This is a genomic window from Celeribacter sp. PS-C1 (assembly GCF_019429625.1).
In the GTDB taxonomy this organism is placed as follows: domain Bacteria; phylum Pseudomonadota; class Alphaproteobacteria; order Rhodobacterales; family Rhodobacteraceae; genus Celeribacter.
In genome coordinates this window covers 157,771-176,601 of the sequence record NZ_JAHXRW010000004.1, presented here as the reverse complement: position 1 = coordinate 176,601, position 18,831 = coordinate 157,771, and the positions used below count along the sequence as shown (strand labels likewise).

General features: G+C 60.4%; 17 protein-coding genes. 8 read left to right on the top strand and 9 right to left on the bottom strand.

All coding sequences use genetic code 11. The annotated features are described in order from the left end of the window. Positions 1 to 13: 13 nt before the first annotated feature. From torT to J5Y17_RS07645, 6 genes are all read right to left on the bottom strand, one after another. Positions 14 to 1,075, bottom strand: coding sequence for a TMAO reductase system periplasmic protein TorT (gene torT, locus J5Y17_RS07670; RefSeq protein ID WP_219784652.1), 1,062 nt, complete (start codon positions 1,073 to 1,075; stop codon positions 14 to 16). Positions 1,076 to 1,207: 132 nt separating this feature from the next. Further along, the gene (locus J5Y17_RS07665) at positions 1,208 to 2,179 is read right to left on the bottom strand and encodes a biotin-dependent carboxyltransferase family protein (protein WP_219784651.1); all 972 of its coding nucleotides are present in this window, start codon (positions 2,177 to 2,179) and stop codon (positions 1,208 to 1,210) included. Next, the gene (locus J5Y17_RS07660) at positions 2,169 to 3,044 is read right to left on the bottom strand and encodes an allophanate hydrolase subunit 1 (RefSeq protein WP_219784650.1); all 876 of its coding nucleotides are present in this window, start codon (positions 3,042 to 3,044) and stop codon (positions 2,169 to 2,171) included. The genes J5Y17_RS07665 and J5Y17_RS07660 overlap by 11 nt, the downstream gene beginning before the upstream one ends. Next, complete coding sequence (locus J5Y17_RS07655) at positions 3,041 to 4,417, bottom strand: acetyl-CoA carboxylase biotin carboxylase subunit (protein WP_219784649.1); 1,377 nt, start codon at positions 4,415 to 4,417, stop codon at positions 3,041 to 3,043. The genes J5Y17_RS07660 and J5Y17_RS07655 overlap by 4 nt, the downstream gene beginning before the upstream one ends. Before the next feature lies 1 nt (position 4,418). Further along, positions 4,419 to 4,652, bottom strand: coding sequence for an acetyl-CoA carboxylase (locus tag J5Y17_RS07650; RefSeq protein ID WP_219784648.1), 234 nt, complete (start codon positions 4,650 to 4,652; stop codon positions 4,419 to 4,421). 29 nt (positions 4,653 to 4,681) lie between these two features. Then, positions 4,682 to 5,461 carry a 5-oxoprolinase subunit PxpA gene (locus J5Y17_RS07645; protein ID WP_219784647.1) on the bottom strand — a complete coding sequence of 260 codons (780 nt, stop codon included), beginning with the start codon at positions 5,459 to 5,461 and terminating at the stop codon, positions 4,682 to 4,684. 307 nt (positions 5,462 to 5,768) lie between these two features. Here J5Y17_RS07645 and J5Y17_RS07640 point away from each other — a divergent pair, with 307 nt between their 5' ends. The 4 genes from J5Y17_RS07640 to J5Y17_RS07625 all read left to right on the top strand — a co-directional run bounded on the left by J5Y17_RS07640 (position 5,769) and on the right by J5Y17_RS07625 (position 11,034). Continuing rightward, positions 5,769 to 6,686 carry a LysR family transcriptional regulator gene (locus J5Y17_RS07640; RefSeq protein ID WP_219784646.1) on the top strand — a complete coding sequence of 306 codons (918 nt, stop codon included), beginning with the start codon at positions 5,769 to 5,771 and terminating at the stop codon, positions 6,684 to 6,686. A 140-nt stretch (positions 6,687 to 6,826) separates the two neighbouring features. Further along, positions 6,827 to 7,522: a response regulator transcription factor gene (locus tag J5Y17_RS07635; protein WP_219784645.1), complete on the top strand. Its 696-nt coding sequence runs from the start codon at positions 6,827 to 6,829 to the stop codon at positions 7,520 to 7,522. Positions 7,523 to 7,558: 36 nt separating this feature from the next. Further along, positions 7,559 to 8,815: an FIST N-terminal domain-containing protein gene (locus J5Y17_RS07630; protein ID WP_219784644.1), complete on the top strand. Its 1,257-nt coding sequence runs from the start codon at positions 7,559 to 7,561 to the stop codon at positions 8,813 to 8,815. Next, positions 8,812 to 11,034 carry a PAS-domain containing protein gene (locus tag J5Y17_RS07625; RefSeq protein WP_219784643.1) on the top strand — a complete coding sequence of 741 codons (2,223 nt, stop codon included), beginning with the start codon at positions 8,812 to 8,814 and terminating at the stop codon, positions 11,032 to 11,034. Before J5Y17_RS07630 ends, J5Y17_RS07625 begins: the two co-directional genes overlap by 4 nt. On the opposite strand, the gene J5Y17_RS07620 is transcribed toward J5Y17_RS07625, so the two are convergent. Beyond that, positions 11,009 to 11,815: an ABC transporter permease gene (locus J5Y17_RS07620; protein ID WP_219784642.1), complete on the bottom strand. Its 807-nt coding sequence runs from the start codon at positions 11,813 to 11,815 to the stop codon at positions 11,009 to 11,011. The two genes, J5Y17_RS07625 and J5Y17_RS07620, sit on opposite strands and share 26 nt — an antisense overlap. Positions 11,816 to 11,913: 98 nt before the next feature. Between J5Y17_RS07620 and J5Y17_RS07615 the strand changes: the two genes are divergently transcribed. Together J5Y17_RS07615 and J5Y17_RS07610 are read left to right on the top strand one after the other, a co-directional pair. Then, complete coding sequence (locus J5Y17_RS07615) at positions 11,914 to 14,022, top strand: 4Fe-4S binding protein (protein ID WP_219784641.1); 2,109 nt, start codon at positions 11,914 to 11,916, stop codon at positions 14,020 to 14,022. Next, positions 14,019 to 14,903 (top strand): FAD:protein FMN transferase, encoded by an 885-nt coding sequence (locus tag J5Y17_RS07610; RefSeq protein WP_219784640.1) that lies wholly within the window; start codon positions 14,019 to 14,021, stop codon positions 14,901 to 14,903. The genes J5Y17_RS07615 and J5Y17_RS07610 overlap by 4 nt, the downstream gene beginning before the upstream one ends. Positions 14,904 to 14,906: 3 nt before the next feature. On the opposite strand, the gene J5Y17_RS07605 is transcribed toward J5Y17_RS07610, so the two are convergent. Together J5Y17_RS07605 and pedF are read right to left on the bottom strand one after the other, a co-directional pair. After that, entirely contained in the window at positions 14,907 to 15,812 is a 906-nt protein-coding gene (locus tag J5Y17_RS07605; RefSeq protein WP_219784639.1) for an ABC transporter substrate-binding protein, read from the bottom strand. A 3-nt stretch (positions 15,813 to 15,815) separates the two neighbouring features. Next, positions 15,816 to 16,514 (bottom strand): cytochrome c-550 PedF, encoded by a 699-nt coding sequence (gene pedF, locus J5Y17_RS07600; RefSeq protein WP_219784638.1) that lies wholly within the window; start codon positions 16,512 to 16,514, stop codon positions 15,816 to 15,818. 149 nt (positions 16,515 to 16,663) lie between these two features. Here pedF and J5Y17_RS07595 point away from each other — a divergent pair, with 149 nt between their 5' ends. Next, complete coding sequence (locus J5Y17_RS07595; protein WP_219784637.1) at positions 16,664 to 17,842, top strand: ABC transporter substrate-binding protein; 1,179 nt, start codon at positions 16,664 to 16,666, stop codon at positions 17,840 to 17,842. Then, positions 17,826 to 18,803, top strand: a complete 978-nt coding sequence (locus J5Y17_RS07590) for a YVTN family beta-propeller repeat protein (RefSeq protein WP_255571956.1) — start codon at positions 17,826 to 17,828, stop codon at positions 18,801 to 18,803. The genes J5Y17_RS07595 and J5Y17_RS07590 overlap by 17 nt, the downstream gene beginning before the upstream one ends. The last annotated feature ends 28 nt before the right edge of the window (positions 18,804 to 18,831 follow it).

The following is an 18,831-nucleotide window of genomic DNA, read 5'->3' as shown; positions in this document are numbered from 1 at the left end:
AGGGATCAGGCGATCACTCGACGGAGAAGACGGGGCGGAAGCCTTCCGGCGGCAGGATCGCATCGCGGGACAGATCGCCGATGGTGTCGCTGTCGACAACAAAGATCTTCGGCCCGACGTGTTTGACGTAGTCCTTGCCTTCGATGATCCGCACGGCCTGATCCATGGCGATCCGGCCCTGAATGACCATGGAATCCGCCGGTGCCGCCGCGATCATGCCGCGCTGGATGCCGGTGTAGACGCCGGGGGTCATGTAAAAGGCCAAAAGGCCGATCTCATCTGTCAGACCGCGTTCGCGCAAAAGACCCTGTGCGGCTTCGGCGGTCACCGCAGTGCCCGCGAGGTAGCTCACATCCGGATCGGATTGCAGCACGTCTTCGACCAGCTTGAGCTGGGCTTCCTTGCCGGTGTCGCCATAGCGCGGTTCCAGAACTTCAACGGCGGAGCCTTCAATCGCGGCCATGAAGCCGGAGTTCGCGGCCTCGACCCAACCTGCGCCTGCCGGACCGGGGAACCAGCCGACTTTCGCCGGATCGCTGCCCGCCGGGTGTTTTTCGGCCAGATATTTGCCGGTCTCAAAGCCCATCGTGTAGAAGGACACGAGAGATTTGGCGGAGATATCAGGCGAGGAGACGCCGTTGATCACGTCGATCACCGGAATGCCCTTGGCGGCGGTTTCCGCGATCACGTTGTTCAAGCCATCGTAAGAAATCGCGCCGATGATCACCGCGTCGGCCCCTGCGGCGACGCAATCCTCGATCTGGCTCACCTGTTTGGCGAGCTCGGTGTAGCCGCCCGCCTCGACGAGGTTCATCTTGACGCCGAGGCGCTTGGCCTCCTCTGCGACGCCATAGTCCACACCGAGCCAATAGGCGTCTTTCATATGCGGGAAGGACACGCAGATGTCATAGGCCGCATCGGCTTTCTCGAGCGGCGTGTAGGTGACGGCGCTGGCGGTCCCGTCGGTCGAGAAGGCGGGGGTCACCTCTTCGGCCTCATAGGGATACCAGTCTTCGGCAAAGCCGGCGGTGGCCAGCGCAGCGAGGGCCGCGCCTGTCATCAGGGCGAGTTTCATGGTTCTGACTCCTTGTTGGTTCATCAGGGACGGCGGCTTTGTGCCGCTTTTTGTGTGTTCTGACTTACGAGCTGGGGCGGACGCCCCAATGGTGGTTTGGAGGCGCATGCCCCCGGTAAGGACGTCGGCCCCTCAGGAGAGGGACTGACGCATGTCTGCGATCATGGCTTTGCGCTCCGCGCGGGCGGCCAGCGCCTCATCCATGTCGACGCGTTTGAATTTGACCGGCGTGTTGGGCTGCAATTGCCCGATCAGGTCCATATCGGCGGAGATCACAGCGCCGAGGGTAAAATACCCGCCGCCCGACACCGCATCGCGGTGCAACACGATGGGCTCAAGCCCGCCCGGAACCTGAATGGAGCCGTAGGAATAGCAGCCGTCGACGATGTTCGACGGATCGGAACCTGCGCCGAAGGGCTGCGGACGGTCGACGAATTCCATCGGCTGGCCGCCACGGAAACGGTAGCCCATGCGGTCGGCCTCGGGCGCGACCACCCAATCGTCGTCAAAGAACGCCTTTTGGCTTTTTTCGGTCAAACGGTGCCAATAAAGGCCCGTCAGGACGCGCAATTCGGCCGGGGTGCCGGGGCGGCGGCGGAGCGCGTCGGGGACCACGCGCCCTTCTGCCACCACCGGTCGGTCGCCGACAGGGATCACATCGCCTGCGGCAATGGCGCGGCCTTCAAAGCCACCCAGCGCGCCAATCGGATAGGTCGACCGCGAGCCAAGTGCGGGGGGCGTGTCGATGCCGCCGGAGACGGCGATATAGATGCGCGCGCCGGTTTTCAGAAAGCCGAAGGACAGCACTTGACCGGGTTTCACCGTAAAAGAGGTCCATGTTTCGCGCGGCTCACCATCAAGGAACATGGGCATCTCTGCGCCTGTCACGGCCACGCTCATCTCGGCGCCGAATTTGATCTCCGGCCCCATGAAGACGGCTTCCAATCCCGCGGCCCCTTCGTCATTACCGACGAGCATATTCGCGGCCCGGAACGCGAGGCGATCCATCGCGCCGCCTTCGGGAATGCCGAGGTGGAAATAGCCGGGGCGGCCAAGGTCCTGAATGGTTGTTGCAAGCCCGGGTTTGATGATCTCAAGCGTCATTGAGGGCCTCCATTAGCTTGGCGTTAAAGCCGGTCATGTCGTCGTTGAACGCGTCGAGATCAAAAGCGACCTCGGCGATGCGCGGCGTGTAGGTGCCATCCTCGACCGCCTGCGTGATGCGGTCGTATTCGGCGCGATCAATGGGTTTCCATTTCACGATGTCGCCGGGTTTAAAGAAGACCATGAAGTCTTTGAGATAGCTAATCTTTTGCTCCGGATCGTAGATCGGCATCGGCGTGATGCCGAACATCTGGTAACCGCCCGCGCCACGCACGGAATAGATGCAGGAGAAACAGCCACCATAGCCCACCGTCAGCTTCGGCGTGTCGGTGCGGGGGCGCAGGTATTTCGGCACTTCGAGCTGTTTGTCGCGCTCGACGAGTTGGTAGAGAAACGGCAGGCCGGAGACAAAGCCGACCATGGAGACGAACCACGGCTGGCTGTGATGCGCCTCGATGAAATCGGCGACCGTATCATAGCCGTTGATCCGCGCGGCGTAATCGAGATCGCTGCCGGTCGGGTCTTGGTGGCGCTCACGGAACCGCATCAGGGTCTCGTGGGTCCAGGGGTCCTCGTAATAGACCGGGATTTCGATGATCCGGGTATCGAGGCGCTTTTCCTGCGCTTCAGCCTGATGTTCGAAGGCTTTAATCTTCTCCATCATCGCGTCAGGCGCGATCACGTCCGGATCAAAACGCACTTCGAAAGAGGCATTGGCGGGCAGGATCTCGGTCACGCCGGGGATATTCGCCTCGCGCACCATGTTCGACAAAGAGAGCGCGATGAAGAAGGCGTCGAGCGACATTTCATCGTCGATCTCGACATAGATATGTTCGTCCCCGCCATATGTGTAACGCGTTTTCATGCGGCGTCTCCTTTGGTTGCGGACAGGTTGCCAGCCTCAAGCCAGGGCTCGAGCCATTGCGTGTGGAAGGCGCCTTTGCGCACCTCCGGGTCGGAGGCCAAGGCCAGATGCAGCGGCGCGGTGGTTTTCGTGCCGCCGATTTCCATGCTTTCGAGTGCCTCCACCAGCTTGTCGATGGCGGCCTCGCGTGACTCGGCGTGGACGATGACCTTGCCCAGCAGGGAGTCATAGAAGGGCGGGATTTGATAGCCCTCGGAGAGGAAGTGATCAAAGCGCACGCCGTCGCCGGTGGGTTCCTTGAGCGTCGAGACCACACCAGGCCAAGGCATGAAGTTCAGGAACGGGTCCTCGGCGCAGAGGCGCACTTCGATGGCGTGACCGGTCTTTTTGATCTCATCTTGCGTCATCGACAGTGCCGCCCCGCCGCAAACCTTGATCATTTCGGCCACAAGATCGACGCCGGTGACCATTTCGGTCACGGGGTGTTCGACTTGAATGCGGGTGTTCATTTCGATGAAGTAGAACTCATTCGCCGCCTCATCGTAGAGATACTCAAGCGTCCCCGCGCCGCGATAGTTCACCGCTTTGGCCAGTGCCACGGCTGAGGCGCAGAGGTTTTCGCGGGTCTCGTCGTCGAGGCACATCGCACCTGCTTCTTCCCAGACTTTCTGACGGCGGCGTTGCAGCGAGCATTCGCGCTCATAGCAATGCACGGCTGTTTCGCCATCACCCAGGATTTGCACCTCGATATGGCGCGGCGAGAGGATCGCGCGTTCGATATAAAGCCCCCCGTCGCCAAAGGCGGCTTCGGCTTCGGCCTTAGCTTGTGGGGCCAGCGTTTTCAGTTCGGCTTCGTTTTTCGCGATGCGGATGCCGCGCCCACCGCCACCGGCGGCAGCTTTGATCATCACCGGATAGCCGATCTTTTCGGCGACAGTTAACGCCTCTGAGACGTCGATGCGCCCGTCGGACCCGGGGACAACCGGCACGCCAGCGGCCTCCGCAGCCTGACGGGCAGCAACTTTGTCGCCCATGCGTTCGATCGTGTCGGCGGAGGGGCCGACGAAAATCAGACCCGCCTCTTCGACGGCGCGGGCGAAGGCGGGGCTTTCGGACAAAAAGCCATAGCCCGGATGGATCGCGTCCGCTTTGGTGGATTTCGCGGCCTCCAAGATCGCGGGGATGTTGAGGTAGCTGTCTTTCGATTGTGCGGGGCCGACGCAGATGGCCTCATCGGCAAGTTTGACAGCCAACATCTCTGTGTCCGCTTCGGAATGCGCCTGAATCGTGTGGATGCCGAGGGCTTTCGCGGCTTTCACCACGCGGACGGCGATCTCACCACGGTTGGCGATGAACAGTCGTTGGATCGCCATGTCAGTCAAGCTCCGCCAAGACGGCGCCTGCGGTGACGGGGGTGGCGTCGTCGACGTTGTAGCCTTTGAAGGTGCCCGCGATGTCTGCGGTCACTGCGATGAAGGTTTTCATCACTTCGATCAGACCGATCTGGTCGCCGACGGCCACCGCATCCCCCGGCGCCTTGAAGGGCGGCTCTTCAGGAGAGGGCTTGTGGTAGAAGGTGCCGGGGAGGGGGGATTGGATGTCGCTCATGTTTTGTTTTCCCTGTTGTTTGGACCGGTTCAGGCGGTCTCGAGCACGGCGGAGGCCGGTGCGATGTTGATCCCGTTCTCGGTGAGAGCAGCGCGTATGGCGCGCCCGATCTCAACCGCGCCGGGGGTGTCGGAATGGAAACAGATGGACTCGAACGCGATGTCGATATCTTTGCCGGTGACAGTGGTCACCTTGCCTTCGACGCAGGCACGCAAACATTTCTGGGCGATCTCGTCGGGATCGGGCCGCGACACGCGGCGGGTGAAGACGATGGAGCCGTCGTCGCCATAGTCGCGGTCGGCATAGAATTCCCGGATCACCGGCTGGCCCAGACGTTTGGCCACCTCGTAGGTTTTCGAGCCCCCCATGCAAAAGATCAAGAGATCGCCGCTGATCGCCGCCAGACTTTCGATCATGTGGCGCGACAGGTCTTCGTTGACGGCGGCCTCCATGTAGAGCGCGCCGTGGGGTTTGACGTGCTGCAGGCGAATGCCGTGACGGCGCCCGAATTCGCGCACCGCGCCGACCTGATAGATGATGTCATTCACCAGCTCTTCGGGGGTGGTCTTGATGTAGCGGCGGCCAAAGCCCTGAAGATCGCGGTAGCCGGGATGCGCGCCAAGGCCCACACCGTAGGCCTGTGCAAGTTTGATCACCCGATCCATAGAATTCGGATCGCCGGCATGAAACCCGGCCGCGATGTTGGCCGAGGAGATCAGAGCCATCAGCTCTTCATCGGGGGCTTCGCTCAGAACCCAATGTCCGAAGCCCTCTCCCATGTCGCAATTCAAATCGATGATCTTTCGCATGTCTGGTCCTTAATCTTGTTGGACCCATCCTCTGAAAAAAATCTTCATGTTGTAAAATTCAAAATATTGTTCGTGCATTATCGAAAAAACAGAATGATGTTTTGGGCGATGGATGATCAGAAGATCACTTTAAACAGGGGTTTGATGCGATATTGAGCGAAATTGAAATAAAATCCCCTCAAGGTTGTTTGGATTTATTGATAATGCATATCAGTAAATTCGAAATTTACGTTTTCGGCGTCCTGCGACAGGATGTTTCGGAATAAAACTCCGCCAGTCATCGGAGAATCCGAACGGGGACAGCATCATGAATCTGCGCCAACTGAAATATTTCATCGCCACCGCCGAGCTCGGTCAGGTCAGCCGCGCCGCCAGCGAACTTAGAATTTCGCAAAGTTCGATCACCACCGCCGTCCGCGAGTTGGAGCAGGATCTCGATGCCATCCTGTTTGTCCGCACCGCGCATGGCATGGAATTGACGCCCCCGGGGCGCGAACTTTTGGGCGCGGCGCGCGAGATCATGGAAAAGGTCGAAATGGCGCGCAATGTGGTTCAGGGGCATTCCGAGATCGAAGGCACGATCAACATCGCCGCGACCTATACGGTGATCGGATATTTCCTGCCTTTCCACCTCGACCGTCTCAAGCACCGGTTCCCCAAACTCGACATTCGTCTGAGCGAGTTGAACCGCGAGAGCATCGAAGAGGGGCTGATCACCAATCGCTTCGATATGGCGGTGCTCTTGACCTCGAACACGCAAAGTCCCGAATTGGACACGCAAACCCTGTTGCGCTCACCGCGAAGGCTCTGGGTGCCGCAAAACCATCCGCTGCAAATCCAGGGTCAGGCGAATTTCGAGGAGATCGCCGAAGAGGATTACATCATGCTGACCGTCGACGAGGCGGCACATACCTCGATGAAATATTGGGGGCCAACAGGATTGGTGCCCAAGGTCAAACTTCGGACCTCTTCGACCGAGGCTGTGCGCTCCATGGTTGCCAACGGGCAGGGCGTGACGATCCTCTCCGATATGGTGCACCGGCCATGGTCACTCGAAGGGCGCCGGATCGGCACCGTGGTGGTGGACCGTGACATCCCGTCGATGGACGTCGGTCTGGCCTGGCGCAAGGGGCAGGAGTGGAGCGAGGCGACGCGCATGTTCTTTGACTATTTCAGCGAGGTGTTTCAAGCGCCACAGATGGGGCATTTGGGGGTGAGAGGCTAAGCGCGCAGACCGCGCAGGCGTCCAAAGCGGCGCCTATTCAACCAGAAAGCCTCGGCAATAAAATATAGACTTTTCGCCAATGTCCGGCAACGCTGCTCTCTGTTAGGCTGAGATAGAGACAGTTGAGAAATGGTTTTCCTATGAACGATAAGCCCTCCATCCGCGTCGAAGGTGCGCTGCAAAATGCCCTGATCATTGATGATCACCCGCTCTTTTGTGATGCCTTGTCGATGACCCTGAAAGCGGGGTTGGGGATTGAGCGTGTGCAGACCGCTGGCGCGCTCGAAGAGGCTTTGACGGTGCTGGAAGACGGGCTTGAGCCGGATGTGATCCTTCTCGATCTCAATTTGCCGGATGTGAACGGGCTCGATGGCTTGGTGCGTTTGGTCAAAATTTGCCCACGCACGCCGGTTGTAATCGTCTCCTCTATGGCGGAGCCGCGCGTGGTGCGCTCGGCCATTCGTGTGGGGGCGGCGGGTTTTGTGCCGAAACATTCGCCGCGCGATGTGTTCCGCAAAGCCTTTGAGCATATCGCCAATGGCGAAATCTACGCCCCCGAAGGTGCATACTCTGAAGGCGACGCCAATATGCCGTTGAGTTCCGGCGAAGAGGCGCTCATCCGTCTGTCACATCTGACCAAACAACAGGCGCGGATCTTGCAGCTGATCTGCGAGGGGCAGATGAACAAGCAAATCGCCTATGAACTCTCGATCGCCGAGACCACGGTCAAGGCGCATGTGACGGCCATCATGCGCAAACTGGGGGTGCAAAGCCGGACACAAGCCGTGCTCATCGCCCAAGAAGCCAATTTCAACAGCCTCTTGCCTGACACCTGACTTTCCGTCACCCTCTCATGAGGGACGGAGGACAGCATGAAACAACAGAACGCAGCTTTCGGTGCGACCTTTGGCGCAGGGAGCGGCTCGGGATTTGGCGCGGGCGCCCCCGTGGTGCACTCGGCCGAGGTCGAGGCAGATGATCCGGAGGCGATCCGGAAGTTGGTGCAAAAGCTCGGCAAGGGTCCGTTTTCTATCGTCCTGATGTTCATCGCGCCCAGTGTGGATCGCGTGGCTCTGGCGCGCCAGATCAAGGCAGAGGTGCCTTGGGGGCGGGTGATGGGCTGTTCGACGGCGGGCGAATTGACCGCGCAGGGCTATGACGAGGACAAGATCCTCGCAGTCGGCTTTCCGGTCGAACATTTCGGCGTCGAAACCATCCTTGTGCCTGATCTCAAGGCTTGCACGTCTCAAGACCTGATGAGCGGCCTGGTCCGGGCGCGGCAAATCCTGTCGCAACGCTACCCGCATTTCGAGCATGAATTCGCGATGCTCCTGGTCGATGGCCTCTCGGAGCGCGAAGACGCGTTGACCGCCGCCTTGGCCTCTGGGCTGGGGCCTGTGCCTTTGTTTGGCGGCTCCGCGGGCGATGGGGTGCGGTTCAAGGAAACCTTTCTGCTCAATGGCCGCCAGATCACCGAAAACGCGGCGATGCTGACGTTCTTCCGCACCCATTGCCCGGTGCGGGTGTTTTCTTACGATCATTTTCAGGTCACCGAAAAGCGCATGGTCGTCACCGAGGCCGAGCCGGACACCCGTGTCGTTAAGGAGATCAACGCGGAACCCGCTGCGGTGGAATATGCGCGCCTGATCGGGCAGGACCCGGCAGCTTTGAATGACCGCGTATTCGCTGCGAACCCCGTGGTGGTGCAGGTCGGCGGCAAACACCATGTACGGGCGATCAAATCGGCGGAGCCGAATGGCGATATGTCGTTCTTTGCCGCGATTGATCAGGGGCTGGTTCTGACTTTGGCGGAACCCAAGGACATGGTTGGCCATTTGAGCAACACGCTTGAAACCCTCTCAAAGCCTGCGGCGCCGGAAATGGTTCTGGCCTTTGACTGTATCTTTCGCCGCGTCGAGGCCGAGCAAACGCAGAAGAAATCCGAGGTTTCCGCGTTGTTGCGAAAACACAAAGTGCGGGGCTTCTCCACCTACGGCGAACAGATCGGTGCGATTCATGTGAACCAGACCTTCACCGGCGTTGCAATCTATCCCCCTAACTCCGAAATGACCGGAGGCGAATTGTCGGCCTGTTCAGGTGCCTCTCCTGCTGAGGAGACGAGCGCATGAGCCGTCCGTCCGATTTTGTCCTGAATCCGGCGGATACCCCGGAACGCTCCCGCGAAAAGCTGTTGAAGATTGTCGATGTGCTGATGAGTCAGACGGAACAGCGCTCGAACGAACATAGCGCCGCCTATGCCCAGTTTCAGCGCGCCGCCATGTTCGAGGAGCAGGTCCGGCAACGCACAGTCGATCTGGAGTATGCGCTCGATCTGCTCAATGTGTCGAACGCCCGGCTGGCGGAGGCGAACCGCGATCTCGACACCGCGCGGCGCAACCTCGCCAATGCGATCGAGACGGTGCAGGACGGCTTTGCGCTGTTCGATTCAGACGACGTATTGGTCATGTATAACTCGCGTTTTGCGAGTTTTTTGCCGGATGTGCGCGCAGCGCTTCATGAGGGGATCAGCTTTTCAGACTATGCCGAACTGGTCGGCAAATCCAAGCATCTCGATCTGACCGAAACGGACACGGCTTATGCCTGGGCGGAGCGTCGGGTCGAGCGGCACAGGGACCGGCATGTGGTGTTCAATATCCATGTGGAGGGCGACCGCTGGATACAGATTTCCGAACATCGCACCCCTGACGATGGCACCGTGATCTTGCAGACCGATGTTTCTGATCTGGTGCTGACCGAACGCGAAACACGGGGGCGGATGCTGGACGATCAGGCCCAGATGATCCGCGCCACCTTAGAGCACGTCTCCTTGGGGGTTTGCATCTTTGACAAAGAGGCGCGGCTTGCGGGCTTTAATCAACGTCTTGGCTATCTGATGGGCTTGCCGATGTCCTTTATGCGGATCGGTGCGCGGTTCGACACGATGTATCAGCGCGCTGAGACGGCCCTGAGCCTGAATGACGGGATGACGCCCGAGGCGCTGTTGAAATGGGTCTACGGTCAGGCGCCGCGCGTGCCGATCAGTTTTGAACTCAAACATGTCGACAACCGGGTGCTGGTGGTCTCCGCCGAAGATCTGCCGGATGGCGGGTTCGTGATGTCGGTGATGGATGTCACCGCCGAACGGCAAGCGTTAGAAGAGCTGACGCAGGCCAATGAGACGCTCGAGGCGAGGGTGATGAGCCGGACGCTGGACCTCGAAGATGCGTTGGGGCGGGCGGAACGCGCCAACGCCGCGCGCTCACGCTTTGTCGCCGCCGCAAGCCACGACCTGCTGCAACCCCTGTCCGCCGCCAAGCTCTTTGTAGCCTCTGCGGAGGATGATGTGACCAGCCCGCTGGCGCAAGAGACGCTGGCGAAGGCGCAAAACGCACTGGCCAGTGTCGAGAACATCCTCTCTGCGCTGCTCGACATTTCTAAACTGGAGGCCGGGCGGTCCGCGCTCGACATTATGCCGGTGCCTTTGGCGCCAATGTTGCTGCAGCTGCGCGAGGAATATCTTCCGGCGGCGCGCGCCAAGGGCATTGATCTGCGCGTCTTGCGCACGGATAAGATCGTCGAAAGCGACCCGACCTATCTGCGGCGGATTTTACAGAACCTGTTGTCCAATGCGATCCGCTACACAGACGAGGGGCGGGTGCTGGTGGGCGCGCGGCACAAAGCGAACGGGCGCGTGCGTCTTGAAGTGCGCGACACAGGGCCCGGCATTCCTGAAGTCTCCCAACAGGCGATTTTCCAGGAATTTCATCGCCTTGGCACCTCCGCCTCAGCCTCGGTCGGTATGGGACTTGGGCTCGCCATTGTGGATCGTGCCTGCGCACAATTAGGTCATCCGATCCATCTTCACAGCGAGGTGGGCAAAGGCACGGTGTTTGGCATTGATCTCGCCGAGGCGCGGCATGTCGCGGCGCAAAATCTTGCGAGTTTTCAATCTGCCCCCACCGCCCCGGATCAGGTTTTTGGGCTGATCGCGCTCTTGGTCGAAAACGACGAGGATGTGCGCCGTGCGATGACGCTTTTGCTTGAAAAATGGGGGCTGGCGGTTGTGGCAGTGGAAAGCGGAGAAGAGGCTTTGTCTCTGGTCGCCGAACTCGATGTGGTGCCCGATCTTATGCTGGTCGATTACCAGTTGGGCGACGGGATGGACGGGATCGAGGTCATCCGCCAGATGCGCGATCTCTACGGTCCCATTCCGGCGCGTCTTGTGACCGCAAACCGCTCGCCGGAGGTGGTGCAGCACAGTTTTGGCGCAGGTGTGAAAATCCTCTACAAACCCATCGCGCCGCAAGACCTTGAGCGCTTTGTCATGGCGCCGCAGTCCGAGGTTTGACGCTGCCCGTGCCGCTACCTGTGTCGCCGCGCCAGCGTCCCGCGGCGCGCTCCCACGGCTGGATGACTGCGAACTCGATCAAAAGCATCACGGCCACGAAACTGAGCGCATAGGCCAGCACATGTGCGGTTTGGAAGTTCTGGAAATGCAGGTGAATTTTGAAGCCTATCCCATTGGAACGGCCTAGAAATTCCACGACGAGCACGATCTTCCAGATCATCGCCAAACCGTTGCGTCCCGCGATGGCGAGATAGGGCGAGAGCTGCGGCAGAACGACGTGGCGTAGATAGCGCGTGCGGGGCATTTCGTAGAGGCCCGCCATCTCATCAAGCCGTTTGTCCCGCGCGCCTGTGCCATCGCGCAGCGTCACTGTCACTTGCGCCAGTTTGTTGAGCGTGACGGCGGTGATCGCGGCCACCTCATTGAGGCCGATCCAGAGATAACAGAGCACGATGACCACCAGTGCAGGCAGGTTCAGAAACACCGTCACCCAAGGGTCAAAGAGGCGATTGAGACGCGGAGACAGCCCGAGCAGAATTCCAAGGCCGGTGCCAAGGATCATCGCGGCGGAAAAGGACAGCAGCACGCGGATGAGCGTCGCCTGCATCTGTGGCCAGAGCGTGCCCTTCGCAATCAGATCGGCCAGCACCGCCAGCACGGCCATGGGCGAAGGCAGAGTTTCCGGATCGGCTTTCACCCAAGCCGCGAACGCCCATAGCGCGACCAGCCCCGCCAAGGACAGGGCAGTGTAGCCCGCCGAATATCTCCGCGTTTTCTGCATGAACTCCTCCGACCATGACTGTAGCGCGGGCAGGGTCGCAGGGCGTGCTGGACTTTGGTCGTATTCGCTGCGTGCACGGGCATTGTTAGCGTGATCAAATGCGCAGCCTCTTTGTCTCACTGCGGGCACTGATTTGGATCGTGCTCACCTCTTTTCCCCTGTCGGTCGCGGCCGCCGGACCTGAGCCGTTGCCGCGTGACGAAATCGCGAGCCTCATTGTCCCACCCTACGCCTTGGGCGAGGAAATCGACGCGCGAGGCGTCTATCATCTTTTGAATTCCGGCGGGGCCGAGGTGGGCTATGTGTTCGAAACCGGCCCGCTTGCGCCTTTGCCTGGCTTCTCAGGAAAGCCGATTAACGCATTGGTTCTTTTGGATAAAAGTGGCACATTTATTGATGTGCGCTTGTTGTCGCAATATGAACCGGTCTTTGTCTCGGGCCTTGGCGAGGCGCCGTTTCGCGAATTTCTGGCGCAATATCCCGGCCTCTCGATCACCCAGAGCCTTGTCGTCGGCGTGCCCTATGGTGCGGGCGGTGGCGGGTCCGATCTGGTCTACCTCGACGGGGTGAGCAAGGCGACAGCGAGCGTGCGGATCGCGCATGAAAGCATCCTCGCCGCTGCGCTGATCGTGGCTCGCGACAAGATGCAGGGGCTCGCAACAAGTACGCCCGCTCGACCGGATCCCGACTTCGATGAGGCGCTGACCTGGGCCGATCTCGTGGATCAGGGCATCGCGCGTCATCTCCATGTCACCAACGCCGAACTGGACGCCGGCTTTGCCGGTACGATTTGGGCCAATGACGACCCGGAGGCACAGGCCGATCCCGAGGGCAGCTACCTCGATCTCTGGCTCATCGACATCGGCGCGCCCTCGGTGGCGCGGGCGGTCCTGTCCCCCGGCACCTATGCCGAGGTGCAGCGGTTTCTCGAGGTCTCGCCCGAGGCAGAGCCTTTGTTGGTCATGGACTCCGGGCGGCACGGGTTGGTGTCGGAGGAGTTCGTGCGCAACACCGCGCCGGATCGGCTGTCGGCGGAGCAGGGCGGCTTTCCCGTCGCGCTGCGCGATGCCGACATATGGGTCGAGCTGGCCTCTGATGTGCCAGAACCCGAGACCGCAATGATCCTGCGCGCCGACCGGCGGCTGGGGTTCGATCCGATCTCGGAGTGGGTGTTGCGGGTGCAGGCCGTGCGCGAACATGGCATGTTCCAGCCAGAGATCGGCGACACGCATTTCGAACTGACTTACAAAGCGCCAGAGCGGCTTTACATCGTGCCCGAGGTCCACAAACCGCTGCCCGGCTGGCTTGAGGCGGCGTTCAATCGCAAAGCCGATCTGATCGCTCTCGCGCTGTTCCTGACCACGCTTTTGGTGCTTGTCGGCCCCTTGATGCACCGCTTTGCCGCTCAGCGGTATTTCACCGCGATGCGGCTCGGCATCCTCTGCGTGGTGATCGGGTTCATCGGTTGGTGGGGACAGGGGCAACTCTCCGTTGTCACGGTCTTGGCCGTTCTGCGCGCCGCCGTGGGGGATGGTAGCCTCTCTGTGCTCTTGTATGACCCGTTTTCGCTGATGATCTGGGCGGTCAGTATCCTCGGCTTTGTGCTCTGGGGGCGAGGGCTGTTTTGTGGCTGGCTTTGTCCGTTCGGCGCGATGCAGGAGGTGTTGCACCATCTCGGCAAGGCTTTGAGGCTGCGCCAACGCGAGGCGACGCCGCTCTGGGATCGTCGGCTCAAGAAAGGGAAATACGTCGCGCTGGCGGGGCTGATCATGGTGGCCTTCGTGGCCCCGGATCACGCCGAAAAAGCCGCTGAGATCGAGCCGTTCAAAACTGCCGTAACGGTCTACTTTCAGCGCGAGTGGATTTACGTCGCCTATGCGGTGTTTCTCTTGGCCACCAGCCTCGTCTTTTTCAAAGGATTCTGCCGCTATGTTTGCCCCTTGGGCGCGGTCATGGCGATCGGAGGGTTGCTCCGGGGCCGTGACTGGATCGCGCGACGCGAGGACTGTGGAAGCCCTTGCCAGCTTTGCCGCGTGAAATGCCGTTACGGGGCGATCAAGAAGACCGGAGAAATCCAATATGATGAATGTTTCCAATGTCTTGATTGCGTGAAAATCCATGATGATCCGACCCAATGCGTGCCACTTGTTCTGGCGGCGAAGCGGCAGGTCAAACCACAGGCCAAAGAAGAGGAATTTGCGGCATGAGACTTTCCCGGCGTCGGTTTCTGACCCTGTCCGCCTGTGCCTTGGCATCGCCTGCGCAGGCCACAACAGAACGTTGGACAGGCTCTGCCTTCGGCGCGGAGGTTTCGCTTGATTTGCGGGGAGCGAACGGGCTGATTGAGGCGGATTTACAGGCGGTGATCGCGGAAATCCGTGCCTTGGAACGGCGCTTTTCGCTCTATGATCCGGCCTCCGATCTGTCGAAGTTGAATGCGTCTGGGCAGGGGGCTTTGTCGCCCCAACTGCGCGAGATTTTAGCGCTCTCACATCAGGTCCATGCCGCCACGCAAGGCCTGTTTGATCCAACAATCCAGCCGCTCTGGGAGGCTCTTGCACAGGGTGAAGATGTCACAGCCGCCCGCGATTTGATCGGTCTGGATCGGGTCACGCGTGAGGTGGATCACATAAATCTGGGTGTGGGGCAAAAGCTCAGTTTCAACGGCATCGCGCAGGGCTATGCGACGGACCGGATCGCCGCTCTTTTAGCTGCGCGCGGCTATGGTGAGGCGCTGATCAATATGGGGGAATTCACCGCTTTGGGCGGGTCGTTCCGGCTTGGCCTGGAAGACCCCGAAGCCGGGCGCCTGGGCGCGCTTCACCTGAGCTCGGGGGCGATGGCGACCTCCAGTCCCGCGGCGATGACGGTGGGCGGTGAGACCCATATCCTGCACCCCAAAGGCGGCGCGCCCATGTGGTCGACCGTGACCGTGGTTGCAAAAGGTGCCGGCAAGGCGGCACTGGCGGACGCAGCCTCGACCGCCTTTTGCCTCATGTCTCTCTCTGAGATCGAGATGGCCAAGCAAAAGCTCGGCCTGTCTCGGGTCTATCTGGTGGATGTTGAGGGCAACCTGACCTCGCTGTAATCCTCACCGCTCGGGCGGCAGAAAGCTCAGGCCATGTTCGACAAAAATGGCTTCTATCCGACCATCCGCCAGCGCCTTTTCAATCGCGTAATCGACCGCATAACCCAGATCGCGGTGCTGCTGATTGACGGCCACGCCCACGGTCCAGCTGTTGCGCACCAGACCGGGCAGGGGCGGTTGATGGACGCCGAACCCCTCTTCAAGTCCAGCCTCGATCACCGCGAGGGGCGCCATGACGGCCATGGTTTCGCCCGAGGTCATGCCCTCGACGGCCGCATCCGAAGAGCGGTAGCGATGGATCGCGTCCCCGATCGCGCCGCGCCCGACAGAGGTCAGATAGAAATCCGACAGGCTGTCATTTTCTACCGCCACCGTGTCGAACCGAAAATAGGCAGGCGTCGGTTTAGCGTCGGGATAGTCGGCCTCGTTATAGCCGATGGCCAAGGCTTCGCCCGCATATTGCCCCGTGAAAACAACCTGTTCGATGCGACAGGTCAACTCGCTGTCATAGGGCACATGCAGCATGACGTCAGAGACGCGTCCGCCCACCGTGGCGCCTTTCCAGACGTAATTGCGCAGATCCGCATCGAGGGTTTCGTCGGCCTGCACGAGGCGGAACCGAGGCGTGACCCCCAAATCTTCGGCGATGATCCGACCGATTTCGACGTCGATGCCTTTGGCTTTCCCGCCCTCTTCATAGGACCAGGGCGGGAAATCTTCGTAGAGGGCGAACTCGATCCAGCCTTCGTCTATGATGCGGTCGAATTCGCGGCCCACATCCTGCGCGAAGGTGTTCTGTGGTTTCGGGCCGGGGACATAGTCCTCACAACGCGCCAAGGCCGGCCCCGCAAATGCGAGACCGGCGATGAGACCCAGAAGAGGACCAACTGCTCTATGCGGTGTGCCCATGGCTCACTCCGCAGCGGAGAGGCCAACCGTCAAAAGATCGGCCGTGTGTTTCCACGTTGCGGGATCGTCCGTCATATTGCGCGAGGCTTCGAACGCCACGCTGTCGGCGACCGGCGCGCCAGAGCCGGTTTCGACCTCGGCGGCGATGCTGGCGAGCTCTTCTTGCACGGAGGTCGGGTTTTCCACATCACCGGCCAGAAGGTGGTCGCGAATTTCCGTCAGACGAGCCATGTGGTCGTCGAGCGCACCATCGTCGGGGCGGGTTTCGACATAGGTTCTGATCGCCCAGGCGGCTTTCTGGCCGAGTAACTCGCCAAAGGCGGGCATCTTGGTGACGCCGTTCTGGGTCATGCCATGCTGAAAGCGTTCCACGAACCATTCGTCGCCATATTCCTCGGCCTCAAGATAACGCAGATCGGGGGCGAGACCGCCCGATACACCGCCCAGACCGTGACACCGCGCGCAGTTCTGGTTGTAGCCGGAGGAGCCGATCTCGATGGCCTTGAGCCAGACCTCCTCACCGGCGGCATCCACTCGGTAGGGGTTTTCGGTCAGCCACTCTTCACCGACATCGGGGAGCGCGTCTGTGTTCACCGCCTGCGGGGTCACATCGCCATGGGCGAAAGCGACAGTCGCAATGGCGGCGGCCAGAGTGGCGGTCAGTGTCGTAAGCGAAGCGGTGCGTTTCACAGTGCGGATCATAGGGTCCTCCCATCGTTTTCCAATCCATATCCCCGCCGCGAAGGCGGGCGCCATTAGACCTTGGTGCCACTGTCCGAATGGGCATGCGACTTTGGTCGTGGTTCGCCTCCGACTTTGCGCAGCATAGGATTTTTGGAGGGAGGACGACGATGATAAGGACCTGGTGTGCCATAGGTTTTATGGCCTGCGTCTCTGTGGTGCCCGGCGGTCTTCGGGCGGAAGAGATCGACATTTCAATCGGCTATCTGCGGCTTGAGATGCCGCCACGTCCGGTGTTGTCGGGCCTAGATCCGATACCGCCCGAGCGGGGGATCGAGGGGGCAAAACTTGCGCTCGCGGACAATCGGACGACGGGCGGGTTTCTCGGTCATCGCTATTCCTTGGATGTGGTCTCTGTCGCGCCGGAGGGGGATCTGATCGCGGAGGCGCAGGCGATGTTTGAGGGGTATGATCTCTTGCTGCTCGACATGGGGGCGGAGACCCTGTTGCAGGTGGCCGATCTGCCTGCGGCGGGGGCGTCCTTGATGTTCAATGTGTCGGAAAAGGCGCCCAGCCTGCGCAGTTCTGACTGTCGCGCCAACCTGTTTCACACCGTGCCGGAACTGGGCATGGAGGCGGATGCCTTGATGCAGGTTTTGATGGAGAAACGCTGGACCAAGCTGGCACTGATCGAGGGTCCAAGCGCGGAAGATGCGGCTTTGGCACAAAGTTACCGTGACGCCGCGCAAAAGTTTGGACTCAAGATCGTCTCGGAAGCGAGTTGGTCTTTTGACACTGACCTGAGGCGCGCGGCGGCACGCGAAGTGCCTTTGTTTACCCAAAAATTCAAGGCACATGACGTGGTGCTGGTCGCCGATGCGCATGACGATTTCGCCCGCTACATCGAGCACAACACATGGGAGCCGCGCCCGGTCGCAGGCGCTGTGGGCCTGATAGCAGAGGCCTGGGCGTCCGTCGTCGAACAATGGGGCGCGGCGCAGTTGCAAAGCCGGTTTGAAGACCTCGCGCAGCGCGACATGACGGCAGAAGATTATGCCGCTTGGGCTGCTGTTCGGGTGATCGGCGAGGCGGTGACGCGGACCGGATCGGCGGAGCCTGCGGTGTTGCGCGACTACATTTTGTCAGACGGATTTGAACTGGCGGCCTTTCAGGGCAGACCTTTGAGTTTTCGCAATTGGAACGGCCAGATGCGCCAACCGATCCCGGTGGTGAATGCCCATGCTCAGGTGGCCTCTGCGCCGCCGGAAGGGTTCGAACATGCCCGCAATCCGCTCGACACTTTGGGATTGGATCAAATGGAAAGTGAGTGCCATGCCTTTGAAAACTAAGATGTCTGCAAGCCTTCTGGCGCTGGCTTTTGCGTTGCCAGCGACGGCTTCCGAAATTTGGGTCAGCAATGAAAAGGACGACACGCTGTCCGTGATCGACATCGACACCTTGGAGGTCGTGCGTACGATTGAGGTGGGCGAACGCCCGCGCGGCATCACCTTTAATTCGGATCATACGCGGCTCTATATCTGTGCCTCCGACAGCGATGCGGTGCAGGTGATGGACCCAGAGACGGGCGAGATTCTGCACGATTTGCCCTCGGGGGAGGACCCGGAGCAATTCGTGCTGCATCCCGATGATCGTCACCTCTGGATCGCCAATGAGGATGACGCGGTGACCACGGTCGTGGATGTGGAGACGCGCAAAGTGGTGGCCCAGATCAACGTCGGTATCGAGCCTGAAGGCATGGCCGTGTCGCCCGATGGCAAGACGGTCATCACCACCTCCGAGACCACGAATATGGCGCATTGGATCGACACCGAGACGCACAAGATCTACGCCAACACGCTGGTCGATGCGCGGCCCCGACATGCGGAATTTGTGAAGGACGGCAGCGAGCTTTGGGTGTCGTCGGAAATTGGCGGCACGATCACGGTGTTTGACACGGCAGATCAAAGCGAGACCGGCAAAATCCACTTTGAAATTCAAGGCGTGCACCCCGACCTGATACAACCCGTGGGGTTCGAGCTGACGCCGGATCACAAGACCGCTTTCGTGGCGCTGGGGCCGTCGAACCATGTCGCGGTTGTTAACACCCAGACGCTAGAGGTCGAGGACTACATCCTCGTAGGCCGCCGGGTCTGGCACATGGCCTTTTCTCCGGATCACAGCCAGCTGTTCACCACCAATGGGGTGAGCGGTGATGTCACGGTGATTGATGTCGCCTCCCGCAAGCCGACTAAGACCGTCAAAGTGGGTCGCTTCCCCTGGGGCGCAGCTATGCGCCCCTCACAAATGTAATGGACGCGGCGGTCCGCCCATGACGTTC

Excerpts from the sequence above, each read along its gene's own strand:
- J5Y17_RS07665 (WP_219784651.1), bottom strand. The coding sequence starts at position 2,179 with ATGACGCTTGAGATCATCAAACCCGGGCTTGCAACAACCATTCAGGAC.
- torT (WP_219784652.1), bottom strand. The coding sequence starts at position 1,075 with ATGAAACTCGCCCTGATGACAGGCGCGGCCCTCGCTGCGCTGGCCACC.
- J5Y17_RS07615 (WP_219784641.1), top strand. The coding sequence starts at position 11,914 with ATGCGCAGCCTCTTTGTCTCACTGCGGGCACTGATTTGGATCGTGCTC.
- J5Y17_RS07655 (WP_219784649.1), bottom strand. The coding sequence starts at position 4,417 with ATGGCGATCCAACGACTGTTCATCGCCAACCGTGGTGAGATCGCCGTC.
- J5Y17_RS07595 (WP_219784637.1), top strand. The coding sequence starts at position 16,664 with ATGATAAGGACCTGGTGTGCCATAGGTTTTATGGCCTGCGTCTCTGTG.
- J5Y17_RS07645 (WP_219784647.1), bottom strand. The coding sequence starts at position 5,461 with ATGCGAAAGATCATCGATTTGAATTGCGACATGGGAGAGGGCTTCGGA.
- J5Y17_RS07610 (WP_219784640.1), top strand. The coding sequence starts at position 14,019 with ATGAGACTTTCCCGGCGTCGGTTTCTGACCCTGTCCGCCTGTGCCTTG.
- J5Y17_RS07590 (WP_255571956.1), top strand. The coding sequence starts at position 17,826 with ATGCCTTTGAAAACTAAGATGTCTGCAAGCCTTCTGGCGCTGGCTTTT.
- J5Y17_RS07630 (WP_219784644.1), top strand. The coding sequence starts at position 7,559 with ATGAAACAACAGAACGCAGCTTTCGGTGCGACCTTTGGCGCAGGGAGC.
- J5Y17_RS07640 (WP_219784646.1), top strand. The coding sequence starts at position 5,769 with ATGAATCTGCGCCAACTGAAATATTTCATCGCCACCGCCGAGCTCGGT.
- J5Y17_RS07635 (WP_219784645.1), top strand. The coding sequence starts at position 6,827 with ATGAACGATAAGCCCTCCATCCGCGTCGAAGGTGCGCTGCAAAATGCC.
- J5Y17_RS07625 (WP_219784643.1), top strand. The coding sequence starts at position 8,812 with ATGAGCCGTCCGTCCGATTTTGTCCTGAATCCGGCGGATACCCCGGAA.
- J5Y17_RS07650 (WP_219784648.1), bottom strand. The coding sequence starts at position 4,652 with ATGAGCGACATCCAATCCCCCCTCCCCGGCACCTTCTACCACAAGCCC.
- J5Y17_RS07605 (WP_219784639.1), bottom strand. The coding sequence starts at position 15,812 with ATGGGCACACCGCATAGAGCAGTTGGTCCTCTTCTGGGTCTCATCGCC.
- J5Y17_RS07660 (WP_219784650.1), bottom strand. The coding sequence starts at position 3,044 with ATGAAAACGCGTTACACATATGGCGGGGACGAACATATCTATGTCGAG.
- pedF (WP_219784638.1), bottom strand. The coding sequence starts at position 16,514 with ATGATCCGCACTGTGAAACGCACCGCTTCGCTTACGACACTGACCGCC.
- J5Y17_RS07620 (WP_219784642.1), bottom strand. The coding sequence starts at position 11,815 with ATGCAGAAAACGCGGAGATATTCGGCGGGCTACACTGCCCTGTCCTTG.